9 protein-coding genes are annotated in these 12504 nt (G+C 71.7%); 4 read left to right on the top strand and 5 right to left on the bottom strand.

Annotated elements, in window-relative coordinates:
• Positions 1-2: 2 nt before the first annotated feature.
• On the bottom strand, positions 3-809 hold the full coding sequence (locus K8Z49_RS03235; RefSeq protein ID WP_075021679.1) for an SAM-dependent methyltransferase: 807 nt from the start codon (positions 807-809) through the stop codon (positions 3-5).
• 104 nt (positions 810-913) lie between these two features.
• Positions 914-2089, bottom strand: coding sequence for a DNA polymerase IV (gene dinB, locus K8Z49_RS03230; RefSeq protein ID WP_412517571.1), 1176 nt, complete (start codon positions 2087-2089; stop codon positions 914-916).
• Positions 2090-2332: 243 nt separating this feature from the next.
• Between dinB and K8Z49_RS03225 the strand changes: the two genes are divergently transcribed.
• Both K8Z49_RS03225 and K8Z49_RS03220 read left to right on the top strand, forming a co-directional pair.
• A complete protein-coding gene (locus tag K8Z49_RS03225; RefSeq protein ID WP_412517570.1) occupies positions 2333-3166 on the top strand; it encodes an RNA polymerase sigma factor in 834 nt (277 codons plus the stop codon).
• Positions 3163-4209 (top strand): hypothetical protein, encoded by a 1047-nt coding sequence (locus K8Z49_RS03220; protein ID WP_021599007.1) that lies wholly within the window; start codon positions 3163-3165, stop codon positions 4207-4209. The genes K8Z49_RS03225 and K8Z49_RS03220 overlap by 4 nt, the downstream gene beginning before the upstream one ends.
• 55 nt (positions 4210-4264) lie before the next feature.
• Here K8Z49_RS03220 and K8Z49_RS03215 read toward each other — a convergent pair whose 3' ends face one another.
• Positions 4265-7153 (bottom strand): glycoside hydrolase family 48 protein, encoded by a 2889-nt coding sequence (locus K8Z49_RS03215; protein WP_412517569.1) that lies wholly within the window; start codon positions 7151-7153, stop codon positions 4265-4267.
• Positions 7154-7304: 151 nt separating this feature from the next.
• The gene (locus tag K8Z49_RS03210) at positions 7305-8342 is read right to left on the bottom strand and encodes a LacI family DNA-binding transcriptional regulator (RefSeq protein ID WP_024934924.1); all 1038 of its coding nucleotides are present in this window, start codon (positions 8340-8342) and stop codon (positions 7305-7307) included.
• 292 nt (positions 8343-8634) lie between these two features.
• Between K8Z49_RS03210 and K8Z49_RS03205 the strand changes: the two genes are divergently transcribed.
• On the top strand, positions 8635-9510 hold the full coding sequence (locus K8Z49_RS03205) for a cellulase family glycosylhydrolase (protein ID WP_412517568.1): 876 nt from the start codon (positions 8635-8637) through the stop codon (positions 9508-9510).
• Positions 9507-11228: a glycoside hydrolase family 6 protein gene (locus K8Z49_RS03200; RefSeq protein WP_021599731.1), complete on the top strand. Its 1722-nt coding sequence runs from the start codon at positions 9507-9509 to the stop codon at positions 11226-11228. Before K8Z49_RS03205 ends, K8Z49_RS03200 begins: the two co-directional genes overlap by 4 nt.
• A gap of 141 nt (positions 11229-11369) precedes the next feature.
• On the opposite strand, the gene K8Z49_RS03195 is transcribed toward K8Z49_RS03200, so the two are convergent.
• Positions 11370-12425, bottom strand: a complete 1056-nt coding sequence (locus tag K8Z49_RS03195; RefSeq protein WP_412517567.1) for a lytic polysaccharide monooxygenase — start codon at positions 12423-12425, stop codon at positions 11370-11372.
• Positions 12426-12504: the final 79 nt, after the last annotated feature.

Below are 12504 nucleotides of genomic sequence, written 5' to 3'. Positions count from 1 at the left end.
GGTCAGCCGCGGCGGCCGACACCGGCCAGGGTGAAGGTGCGCTCGGGGTGCGCGGCGCCCCCGCCGGGCCGGTCCGGCCGCCACAGGGAGGTGAAGGTCAGGCCCGGCTCGACGAGGTCGAAGCTGGAGACGATCTCCTGGATCTCGGCGCGGCGGCGGCCCCAGAAGTGGCCTCTGGTCGGCTTGAACAGCCTGCCGACCTCGCCGCTGGACTCGGGCTGGGGGTCCCGGGTGATGTGCGTGAACACGACGTGGCTCCCCGGCGACAGCGCGTCGTGCAGGCGGGCCACGGCCTTGGCGGCCTCGGCGGTGTCGTCGACGAAGTGCAGGACCCGGTCGAGCACGAGCCCGACCGGCCGCCCGAAGTCGATGAGCGCCCGCACGTGCGGGTCGCTCGTGATCGCGTCGGGGTGCTTCGGGTCGCACTGGACGACGGCGGCCCGCTCCGTGCCGGCCAGCAGCGCCCGCGCGTGCGCCAGGACGACGGGGTCGCCGTCCGCGAACAGGACCGTGGCGTCGGGCGCGACTTCGGCGACGACCTCGTGGACGTTGCCCTTCGCGGGGAGCTTGGAGCCCATGTCGATGAACTGCCGGACGCCCTGGCCGGCGAGGTAGCGCACGGCGCGCCCGATGAAGGCCTGGTTCTCCCGCGCCGCCGTCCGCGCCTCGGGGATGACCGCGAGCAGCTGCTCGGCCACCTCGCGGTCGGCGGCGTAGTTGTCCTTGCCTCCGAGCAGGTAGTCGTAGATCCGGGCCGTGTTCGGCGTTTCCAGATCGACGGCGGCGGGCGACCACCTCTCGTCAGCCATCGCAACTCCACTCGAATCCCCGGGAAAACGATCGTCTCATGGAACGCCCGGTGCTCCCACGGAGACCCTCGGTGAGCCCTCCGCGGCCGTCTTGACGCGGGCGGTCAGTCGGGCAGCATCGGAACGGACAGTCCGGGATCGCGCCCGATTAGCACGGCGCGGGTGATGGCAGACGAGCCGAACCGCCCCCGGACGCCGTCCACCGCGCCGTCCACGGCCATGGCCTGGTCGAACGGGAGCGAGAGCTGGACGGCGCGATCGTCGTGCAGGTTGCCGAGCGACACGCCGATGAGCGTCAGGCCCCGCTCCTCGATCAGCGGCGCGGCGGCGGCGAGCAGGCTCCGCGCCGTGCGCAGGATCATCGGGGTCTCCGCGGTCGACTGGGCGAGAGTGTGCGCGCGCGTCGCCCGCCCGTAGTCGCCGAACCGCAGGCGGAGCGTCACCGTCCGGCACACGCGCCGGGCCTTGCGCAGCCGCCCGCCCAGCCGGTCGACGATGCCGACCAGCATCGCGTCCAGCTCCTCCGGTGATCGCCGGCGGCGGCCGAGCGCCCGCTGCGAGCCCATCGACCGCCTCCGCGTCCCGGTGCGCACCGGGCGCGGGTCGCGGTTGAGCGCCAGGGCGCGCAGGTGGCGTCCCGGTCCGGGGCCGAGCAGCGACACGAGCGCGGCCTCCGGCATGGCGGCCACGTCCCCGACCGTGGTGACGCCGAACCGGGCGAGCTTGCGGGCGGTGGCCGGCCCGACGCCCCAGAGGCGCCGCACCGGGAGCGGGTGCAGGAACTCCAGCTCGCCGTCCGGCGGCACCACCAGCAGCCCGTCGGGCTTGGCGACGCCGCTGGCGACCTTGGCGAGGAACTTGGTGCGGGCGACCCCCACCGTGATCGGCAGCCCGACCTCCTCGGCGATCTCCCGCCGCAGCCGCCCCGCGATGTCGGCGGGCGGCCGGCGCAGCCCGTCCACGTCGAGGAACGCCTCGTCGATGGACAGCCCCTCCACCAGCGGCGTCGTGGCCCGGAACACGGCGAACACCGCCTTGCTCGCCTCGCTGTAGGCGCTCATCCGCGGCGGGACGACCACCGCCCGCGGGCACAGCCGCCGCGCCTGCCCGCCGCTCATCGCCGTCCGCACCCCGAAGGCCTTGGCCTCGTAGCTGGCCGCGAGCACGACCCCGGCCCCCACGATCACCGGCCGCCCCCGCAGCCCGGGGTCGTCCCGCTGCTCGACCGACGCGTAGAACGCGTCCAGGTCGGCATGCAGGATCGAAGCACCACCGGACACGAACATATGTTCGCATGCCTGCGGGCCGCGCCCAACCCTCCGCGGCCCCCGTGATCTGGGTCACACTGGAGCGCGCGTTTTCCGGTATGTGTTCCTATTTGCTCCGCACCGATTTTCCAGCAAGGGAACCTCATGCACATTTTGTCGGGGGCGCCGCGCGGATCGGCGCGTGGCGGAGCAATGGACGTGACGCGTTCTCCTAGCGGAGCCGGCCACGGCCTCCCGCGACAGAAAGCGAGACCGATGTCCCTCACCCACATGCTCATCACGGGCGTGTTGTTCACCCTCGTAAGGGCGCTTCACGAGCTCTGCGCCCTCGCCATGGCCTTCCGGGTCGCGCCGGGGAGCACCGTCCAGGTCACCCTGTCCTCCCGGACCAGCCTGCACTATCAGGCCGCCGGCGGCGACACGCCAACGCAGCACCCCACCACCATCGACGATGAGGATTCGGCAGAACGCACGGAAGCCGACTTCATCGAGTTCACGCGGAAGACCTACGAAGATGTCTATAAGACGACCTTCGAAGCGTTTCCAGGTTTGAAGGAGGATGTCCAAGAAGTCGTCAATGACGTTTACGCTGCCATCTGGACAGACTGGGGAAAGCACTCCCGGAAAGACGCCGAGCGCCTGCGGCGGTACGCCACGAAGGCCGCCCGGAACAGGACCATCAGCCGGATCAGAACCGCGAAGAGCGCCGAACGGGCTCTCGATAGGTACCGGCGGGCGCTGGCGGCCCCTCCCGACCCGGACATCCCGCGCGCCGATGACGACCCCACGCTGGTCCAGGCCGTCCGCGACACCCTGCGGAGCCAGCTGGCGAAGACCCCCAGGAAGTCGCACCAGCAGATCATCACGCTTCGTTTCACCCACCAGCTGACCGCCGCCGAGATCGCCGCCGCGACGGGGATCAGCGAGCGGACCGTGTACCGGGTCATCAAGGCCACACGCGAGGAGCTGATGGCCCGGCTCGGCCTGGATCACCCGGAACTGGTGGAACGGATCGCGATCGAGACGAGGCGGCGTCGCCGCGGAAACCGCTCCGCGGCGGGCGAGACCGAAGAGGAGGCCGGCCAGTGAGCGTGTTCCGCCGCCGTCGGCACGAGACCGACGCGCTGACCCGGCTGATCCGTGACGCGCACCGGCCGGAGCCGCCGGAGATCGACATCGACGCCGCGCTGGCCGACATCCGGCGCCGCGTGCGGCCGCCTCGCGCCGCACTGCCCCGGGTCGCTTCCCGCCGCCTCCGCGAGGCCCTGCGGGGCGGTGTCGCCGCGGCGTCCTGGCCGCGCCCCAGGACACTGGCGGGGAGCGTGGTGGCGGCGGCAACGGTGATCCTGGCGATGGGTCTCTGGGGCGGCCACGGAGTACGCCCCCGCCCGGCGCCGCCGCCCGAAGCGGGCCGCACGCATGAACCGAATCGACCGGAGCACGTCCCGACGACCACCTCCGCGGGGACATCCCTGCATCGGACACCGCCTCCCGGTGGGACCGGCGGGAGGTCCACTCCGCTCGGCCGGCTGAAGCTGGTCCACACCCCCGGCTTCGAACCCGACCTCGGATCCGTCACGATCGCGGGACAGCAGTTCGAGTACGGCTGGCAGGTGGGCCCCGAGCAGGTCGCCGCCATGTCCGCGAGCGACCTGTCCTTCGGGTACAAGCTGGATGTCGCGTCCACCGAGTTCGTGGCCACCGTCGGCGCGCACGGCGACGGCCGGGGCGCCCCTGGATGCGTGTGGAGCCTCAGAGCCGACAGCGGCGCGGTGGTCACCAGGACCGTCGCATCAGGAGGAAGCCGGAACATCCGGCTCCCGCTCCGGGACGCGACGGAGTTCAAGATCAAGGTCGCCGCGAACGGCTCGCCCGGAGCACATCACACGGCGCCGACGTGTCCCATGGGCGATCCTCGCGTCCGCCGTTCGGCAGTCCCGGCAGAACGATCGGGGGCTCCGGCTGCGATCCCGTCCGGACGCCCCCCGGGCGGCGAGACCCCGGTGCCCACCTCGACCCCTACCGTCGCGCCGCCGGCCACGACGCCATCGGCGACCCCGACGGACGACGGCGGGCCGGAGCGGAGAACCGGAGGGAGCCCCGGTCCGAGGCCCAGCGTCGAGACCGGGTGAGGGCAAGGGCCCGTGCACGCGGCGGATGCTGTGCGCACGGGCCCCTTGGGGTGGGTCACTCGTCGAAGAGGCGGCCGTAGTCGGCCATGGCCAGGGCTATGTCGGCCTGGGCCCAGAAGCGGTGGTAGGTGAACACGGGCACGGTCGAGCTGTCGCCGTTGGCGTAGGCCATGACGCGCTGGTAGTCGGGATCGCTCTTGTAGAAGGAGCGGATGGACATGAACGTCGAGCTGGAGTTGATGGGGTCGCCGTTGGGCATCGTCCCGGTCCAGCCGGACGGGATGTAGACCGGGTCGATCACGCGCCGGTAGTCGGCCTTGCTCTCCTCGACGGAGACGCCCTTCGCGTCGGCGTGCTTCCAGAGGGCGTCGAGGAGGTCCTTGGCGGCCTGCTTGGCGTCGGCGTCGCCGGACCTGGCGGCGTAGTACGTCAGGGTCTTGGCGTACGCGGCGGCCACGCCGACGTCGCTGGTGTAGTCCTTCACCGAGACGTGCAGGTCGTCGTTCGCGGGCGGCATGCCGGTGGACGACGACCAGTTCGCGTCCGGTTGCCCGGTCCACGTCAGGGTCGACGGGATCTGGATGGATCCCGTGGACGGGTCGACCGTCGTCTCCGACAGCGCCCAGGAGACCCACCTGTCCAGGATCGCCTTGGCGTCCGCGTCACCGCTGACCTGGTAGTACTCGGCGACCCGCTCCATCGACCACGCCTGGAACCCGAACCACTGGTTGCTCGGCGGGTCGTGGTAGACGGGCTGCCAGTCGTAGGCCATGCCGAAGAACTCGGTGAGGCCGGTGGGCGGGGTGCTGTAGCTGCCGTCCCAGCTGTTGGTGACGCCGCCGGCGATGCCGCCCTCGGCGGACTGCAGCCACTTGTAGAGCTGGAGCTGCCGGGTCAGGCTCTTCTCCCAGTCGGCCTTGGCCGTCGCGCCCTTGGGGGCGAGCGCGGGGTCGTTCACCAGCGCGTACGCGGCGAGCGGGTTCTGGTAGCCGAAGTGCGAGGCGCCGTCGCCGATGCGCCACGCCCAGCCGGCGTTGGAGTCCGTGGCGCCGCCCCAGGCGTAGTACCAGGACAGCAGGTAGTGCTCGCTGTCCTTGCCCGTCCCGGCGGGGCAGGACGAGGCCGGATGGCAGTCGCCGATCTTCTTGAAGTACTTGTCGAAGAACGCGTAGCGCAGGTAGTCGCCCATCTTGCCGGCCTTGGCCGCGGTGGCCGAGACGTCGCCGCCCTTGCCCTGCTCCTTGGCCCAGACGTTCGCCCAGTACGCGGCCTGGATCGCGCGGGCGTCCGCGTCGGGCGCGTTGGTGAACTTCCACTGCTCGGCGTAGGAGGAGTCCTTGATGAACAGGTCCAGGTAGCCGTTGGGGCCGCCGAACGCGAACCGGTCGCACGTCGGCTGCGGGACGGTCTCGAAGACCGACTCCTGCGAGCCGCGCTGGTAGGTGTTGATGTAGGAGGGGCCGTCGGCGCCGGGGCCCTCCTCGCAGCCGCCTCCCGGGGTGTTGCCGTAGCCGTACACGTTGTCCACGTCCTGGAGCCAGTGCATGCCGTAGACGTCGTCGGTGCCGTAGGCGGACTTCAGCTCGCTCGCGATCGGGTCCTGGCCGACCGGGATGTCGCCGTCGATCTGGGACGGGTAGTCGCTCGGCAGCGGGTGCTCGGCGGCGTAGGTGGCGGGTTCGGACGGCCGGTAGAAGGAGTTCGTCGGCTGGTCCGCGTGCGTGGGGATCATGTACTTCTCCATCAGCGCCCAGGAGGCGTTGAAGGGGTCCCAGTCCTGCGTGACCTTGCCGTACATGGCCTCCAGCCAGATGAGGTAGCTGTAGGCCTCCGACGTCGTCTCGTGGCCGTGGTCGGGGGCCTCGACCATGAACGTCTCCACCGAGTGGTACGGGATGCCCTCGGGGCTGAAGTAGCCGTTCGCCGGGTCCTTGATCTTGTTGTACTGGTCGAGGAACCGCTGCGTGTAGCCGTCTGCGGAGACGGCCACCTCGGTAGCGGTGACCTCGGCCGCCGTGTACCCGGGCGCGGACGAGGTGAAGGTCGCCTGGCCCGTCCCGGAGTCATCCGCGGTGAGCGTCACGTTCTGCGCGGTGGACCAGTTCCGCGGCGTGAAGGTGAGCGTCCCGCCGCCGGTCACGGACAGGCCGCTGTTGCCCGCGGTGCGGGACGTCGTCACCGTCACGTCCGAGGACGGCGCTTCCGACAACCTGACCGCGTACGTGGCCGTGGCGCCCTGCGCGATCGTCAGCGCGGCCGGGCTCGCCACCACGCTCGCCTCGGCGGTGACGGTGACGCCGACCGGCGCCGACTCGGCCGTCGCGCCCGTGCTGTCGGTCACCTTGGCGTAGATCGAGTAATCGCCCGCCTGCGACGGCGTCCAGGTCAGGCCGTAGGGCGCGCTCGTGTCGGCGTCACCGAGCGGCCCGTCCTGGCAGTGGAACTCGACCTTCGACACCGACGCGCCGGATCCGGCCGCCGCGGTCGCCGCCAGGGGCACCGAGGCGCCGACCGAGTACGTCGCTCCGGCGGAGGGGCTCGTCAGAGCCACCGTCGGCGCGGACGAGCTCTGGTTGCACGGCGTGCCGTTCAGGCTGAACGCGGTGGGGTCGGCGTTGGTCCCGCTGTAGGTGAACTGCGCGCCGACGTTCACGGAGGCGCCGGAGGCGAGCGCCCCGTTCCAGCCCTCGTTCTCAACGGCGACCTGCTGCCCCGACTGGGACCACTTGCCCGACCAGCCGCCGGCGAGCTTCTGGTTCCCCGAGTAGGAGTAGGTCAGCTTCCAGCCGTCCAGGGCATCGCCCTGGTTGGTGATGTCGATGCTCGCGGTGAAGCCGCCGCCCCAGTCGTTCGTCTTGTAGACGACCTTGCAGGCCGCCGCCGCGGCGTGTACCGGAGCCATCACGCCGAGGCCGCCGCAGAGCAAGGTCAGCGTCGCGCCCACGGCAGTGAGGGAGCGCCATCGATGACGTCTTCTCACCGTTCTTCCTTCCTGTCGCGCCCGTTCTCCGGGCATGGCGGGCTCCACCGCCGGCGGAGCCCGGCGGTGGTGTTCGCGGGGGATGCGGGACGGAGCCCGCGTCAGCCCGGGGCCGTCAGCCGGACTCCCGGACGATCAACTTGGTGCGCAGCACGACGCCGCGCTCGGTGTTGGGGCGGCCGCCGGTGCAGGCGCGCAGCTCGCGCGCCAGCCGGGCGCCGAGGTCCTCCGCCGGCTGCCGGACGGTCGTCAGCCGGGGCCGGACCTGCCGGGCGACCGGGGCGTCGTCGAACCCGACGACCGCGACGTCGTCGGGGACGCGGCGGCCCGCCCGGCGCAGCGCGCCGAGGGCGCCGACCGCCATCTGGTCGGACGCGGCGAGGACGGCGTCGACGTCGGGGCGGCGCTCCAGCAGCCGGCGCATCGCCCGCTCGCCGGACAGCCGGCCGAAGTCGCCCTGGCAGACGAGCCCGTTGACGCAGATCCCGGCCTCCCGGGCCGCGAGCCGGTAGCCGGCGAGCCGGTCGACGGCGGCGCCCATGTCGGCGGGCCCGGCGATCGTGCCGATGCGGCGCCGCCCGGACGCCAGCAGGTGCCGGACCGCGGCGTGCGCGCCGCCGCGGTTGTCGACGTCGACGTAGGGCAGCGCCACCTCGTCGAGGGGGCGCCCGGCGAGCACCACGGGGGCGCCGGCCGCCGCCTGGACGAGCGGGGCGACCTGGTCGCGGCGGGCGCCGACGAGCAGCACGCCCGCGGCGCGGCCGCCGCGCAGGTAGCCGGTGGTCGCCCGCCACTCCTCCGCCCGGCCGGCCATGAGCACGACTAGCGGCGCGCGGCCGTCCAGCTCCCGCCGCACGCCCCACAGCAGGCGCGCGAAGAACGCGTCGCCGAGGACGCGGCAGCCGTCCTCGCAGACGACGGCGGCGATCGTGCCGGAGGACTCGCGGTCGGGGGAGCCGGTCCGGCGGCGGACGTAACCGAGCCGCTCGACGGCCTCCTCGACCTGGAGGCGGGCGGCCTTGCTGACGCGGGCGGAGCCGTTCAGGACGCGGGACGCGGTGGCGGGGGACACGCCGGCGAGCTGCGCGACGTGCGCGAGGGTCGGCGGCCGGTCCGGGAGGGCGGGGTCGTGCGGGGGGTGGGTGATGGTCACGCTTTCGGCACTCCCTTCGGGGGTTCCCGGCCATTCGCGGGGGCGGGACCGGGTCGGGAGTAGTGGGAGCGCTCCCAAGAATCCGTTCGGACGCCGATCGTGTCAAGGGTCGCGACGCGATCGAATTCGCCCGGCGACTCCCGTCCCTCACCGCGCGCGCGAGGCGGCGTGAAACATCGTGAAAGGAATGGAACAAGGCTTCCATGCCGCGTCCGAAGCGTTCTACGTTCGCCGCAGTCCAGGAGTGGGAGCGCTCCCAAATGAACGGACACGATGTGAAAGCGGAGATCACATGAGATCGCTTTCCCCGCGCACCGCCGCGGTGGCCGCGCTGACCGGCGCGCGGTTCGCCTACAGCGGCACCAACGCGCCCCCTGCCGCCTTCACCCTCAACGGAACGGAATGCGACACAGGCGCCGACCCGACCGACCCGCCGACCACTCCCCCGCCCGACGGCCCGGCGCCCGAGCTGCCGGTGTCGGGCAACAGGTTCGTCGACTCCGGCGGGAACACGGTGCGGCTCCTCGGCGTGAACCGGTCCGGCGGCGAATTCGCCTGCGTCCAGGGCAGCGGAATATGGGACGGGCCGATGGACGCGCCATCGGTCGCCGCCATAAAGAGCTGGAACGTCAACGCCGTCCGGGTGCCGCTCAACTCCGACTGCTGGCTGGGCTTGGACAACGTCGACCCGGCTTACCGGGGCACCGCTTACCGGAATGCCGTCAAGAATTACGTCGCGCTGCTCGAGGAGAACGGCATCACGCCCATCCTCGAACTGCACTGGAGCCACGGGACGTGGACCGGCTACGACAGCCATTGCGAGACGGCGGACGCCGACTGCCAGAAGCCCATGCCGGACGCCGAGCACGCGCCGGAGTTCTGGCGGCAGGTCGCCACCGCGTACAAGACCGACACGGCCGTCGTGTTCGACCTGTTCAACGAGCCGTACCCGAACAACCTCCAGGTCATGGACTACGGCCAGTGGCTCGCGCGGAAGCCGTCCGACCCGGCCGGGAACCTCGCCGCCGCGTGGCACTCCTACGACTTCAACCACTGCAAGGACTCGGCACGCCGACCGCGTACGGCGCGGGCCTGCGCGACCACCTGCCGGCCCTCCCCTGACCTTCCGGAAGCAGCCCACCCCAACCAGATGGAGGAATCCGGATGAGACACCCCCTCCCGCGCAGGAGACCCGGCGCCCGCCGCCGCGGCCTGGCCGCCGCCTCGGCGGCGCTCCTGCTCGCCTCAGGCACGGTCGCGCTGGCCCAGGCCCAGGCCAGCGCGGCCGCCGGCTGCGAGGTCGAGTACACCACCGACGACTGGGGCACCGGCTTCACCGCCTCCGTGACGGTCACCAACCTCGGCGACGCGATCAGCGGCGGCTGGACGCTGGAGTGGGACTTCGCCGGGAACCAGCAGGTGACCTCGGGCTGGAACGGCACCTTCGGCCAGTCCGGACAGCACGTCACCGTGACGAATCCGAGCTGGGCCACGACGCTGGCCACGAACGCCTCGGTCAACCCCGGCTTCCAGGGCACCTACTCCGGCACGAACGCGGCTCCCACTCAGATCAAGCTCAACGGGACCGTGTGCGACGGGTCGACGGGCGGGCCGACCGATCCGCCCACGGACCCGCCGTCCGGTGACCGCGCCGACAACCCGTACGCCGGGGTGAAGGCGTACGTGAACCCCGAGTGGTCGGCCAAGGCGGCGGCCGAGCCGGGCGGAGACGCCATCGCGAACCAGCCGACCGGTGTGTGGCTGGACCGGATCGCCGCGATCGAGGGCGTCAACGGCGGGATGGGCCTGCGCGACCACCTGGACGAGGCTCTGGAGCAGGGCGCGGGGCTGGTCAACCTCGTCGTCTACGATCTGCCCGGCCGCGACTGCTCGGCGCTCGCCTCCAACGGCGAGCTGGGCCCGACCGAGCTCGACAAGTACAAGACGCAGTTCATCGACCCGATCGCGGAGATCCTCGGCGACGCGAAGTACGCCGGCCTGCGGATCGCCGCGGTGGTGGAGATCGACTCGCTGCCCAACCTGATCACCAACGCGGGCGACCGGCCGACCGCCACCGAGAACTGCAACGTCATGAAGGAGAACGGCAACTACCAGAAGGGCATCGCCTACGCGCTGCAAGAGCTCGGCGCCCTGTCCAACGTCTACAACTACATCGACATCGGCCATCACGGCTGGATCGGATGGGACGACAACTTCAGCCCGACCGCGCAGCTGCTCGCCGAGGTGGCGGAGATGTCCGGCTCGAAGGACAACGTCGCCGGGTTCATCACCAACACCGCGAACTACGGTGCGCTGACCGAGCCCTACTTCACCATCAACGACACCGTGAACGGCACGTCCGTCCGCCAGTCCACGTGGGTGGACTGGAACAGGTACGTGGACGAGCTGTCCTACGCGCAGGCGTTCCGCCAGGAACTCGTCGGCCAAGGGTTCGACTCCGGAATCGGCATGCTCATCGACACCAGCCGCAACGGCTGGGGCGGGTCCGAGCGCCCGTCCGGCCCCGGCCCGACGACGGACGTGAACGCCTACGTGGACGGCGGCCGGACCGACCGGCGCATCCACCTCGGCAACTGGTGCAACCAGGCGGGAGCGGGCCTCGGCGAGCGGCCGAAGGCGGCCCCCGCGTCCGGTATCGACGCCTACGTGTGGATGAAGCCCCCGGGCGAGTCGGACGGGGCCAGCGAGGAGATCCCGAACGACGAGGGCAAGGGCTTCGACCGGATGTGCGACCCGACGTACGAGGGCAACCCGCGTAACAACAACAACATGAGCGGGGCGCTGCCGGACGCGCCGCTGTCCGGGCACTGGTTCTCCGCCCAGTTCCAGGAGCTGCTCAGGAACGCCGACCCGCCCGTCCAGTAATCGCCGCCAAGGAGGAAACGGCCCCGTGACACGCTCCGGTCACGGGGCCTCTCCATGTCCGTGGGCGGGGTTCGGGAAAGGGAGCGGCCCGCGGCGTCCCCTGCCGGACGCCGCGGGCCGTGTCGTGTGCCGGAGGCCTTCTCAGGAGGTCATGCAGTGCGGTTCGAGGGCGGTCGCCGCATCCGCTGTCTTGGCGGTGAAACCGAAGGTGGTCGAGGCGCCGACGGCCAGCGAGCCGTTCCAGTTCGCGTTCGTGACCGTGACGTCCGGCCCGGACTGCGTGTAGGTGCCGTTCCACAGGCTGTCGACCGTCTCGCCGTTGGCGAAGGTGAAGTGGGCCATCCAGCCGTTGAGCGGGAGGGTGCCGGTGTTGGTGACGGTGATCTCGCCCTGGTAGCCGCCGCCCCAGCTGCCGGTGGAGCGGTACGCGGCGGTGCAGACCATGCCCGGCTCGCCCGGCGGGTCCGTCGGTCCGCCGCCGTCCTCGCCGACGCCGGTGACCTCGCCGTTCCCGCCGTCGAAGACCACGTCGGAGCAGCCGTAGAACGTCTCGTCGCTGTCCGAGCGCTCCCACACGGTGTAGATGATGTGGCGGCCCGACCTGCCGGACGGCAGCGTCGCGTTCCAGTGGTAGTAGGCGTCCTCGTTGCCCGGCGAGCCGACGCTCGGCGGGTCGGTGGCGCTGTAGAACGGCTGGTCCTCCAGGTCGTCCCAGCCGAGCGGGCGCGTCGGGCTCCAGGTGTCCTTGGTGATGTAGGTGCGGAACGTCCCCGGGTGGGCGGCCCACTTGTTGTACCGGAACTCGATGCCGGCGCCCGACGTCAGGTGGGTGACCGGCCAGTCGTCGCGGGCCAGGTCGTAGCCGCTGAAGTCGTAGACGACGGCGCCGCCGCTGCACAGTTCCCCGTCGGGGATGAAGCCGCGGGTGCGGCCCGCGCCGTCCGAGCGCAGCACGGCGAACCAGTTGTAGAGCGAGCTGGAGCCGCTCTGCGCGACCGCCGCCGCGCAGGCCGGGTTGTGCGGGGTGATCTGCCCTGTCGGGCTGAGGCCGTCCTTCCAGCACAGGTACGTGCGGCTGCCGGGCACCATCATCGCGCCGTGCGCCGACGCCGGCGGGGCGGTGAGCAGCGCGCCCGCCACCATCGCGGGGCCGAGCACCGCCCCCGCCGCCAGCGCCCGTCGTCTTCGCTTTCCCATGTTCCTCCCGTCGCGGGCCGAGGAGACCGTTGTCCAGGCGGACGCTAGCTCCGCCTCCGCCGGCCCGTGAACGGCCCTT

It is taken from the genome of Actinomadura madurae (assembly GCF_047130825.1).
GTDB classification, from domain to species: domain Bacteria; phylum Actinomycetota; class Actinomycetes; order Streptosporangiales; family Streptosporangiaceae; genus Spirillospora; species Spirillospora madurae.
This window is presented reverse-complemented; position numbering and strand designations above follow the sequence as displayed.

Excerpts from the sequence above, each read along its gene's own strand:
- K8Z49_RS03200 (WP_021599731.1), top strand. The coding sequence starts at position 9,507 with ATGAGACACCCCCTCCCGCGCAGGAGACCCGGCGCCCGCCGCCGCGGC.
- K8Z49_RS03225 (WP_412517570.1), top strand. The coding sequence starts at position 2,333 with ATGTCCCTCACCCACATGCTCATCACGGGCGTGTTGTTCACCCTCGTA.
- K8Z49_RS03235 (WP_075021679.1), bottom strand. The coding sequence starts at position 809 with ATGGCTGACGAGAGGTGGTCGCCCGCCGCCGTCGATCTGGAAACGCCG.
- K8Z49_RS03205 (WP_412517568.1), top strand. The coding sequence starts at position 8,635 with ATGAGATCGCTTTCCCCGCGCACCGCCGCGGTGGCCGCGCTGACCGGC.
- K8Z49_RS03195 (WP_412517567.1), bottom strand. The coding sequence starts at position 12,425 with ATGGGAAAGCGAAGACGACGGGCGCTGGCGGCGGGGGCGGTGCTCGGC.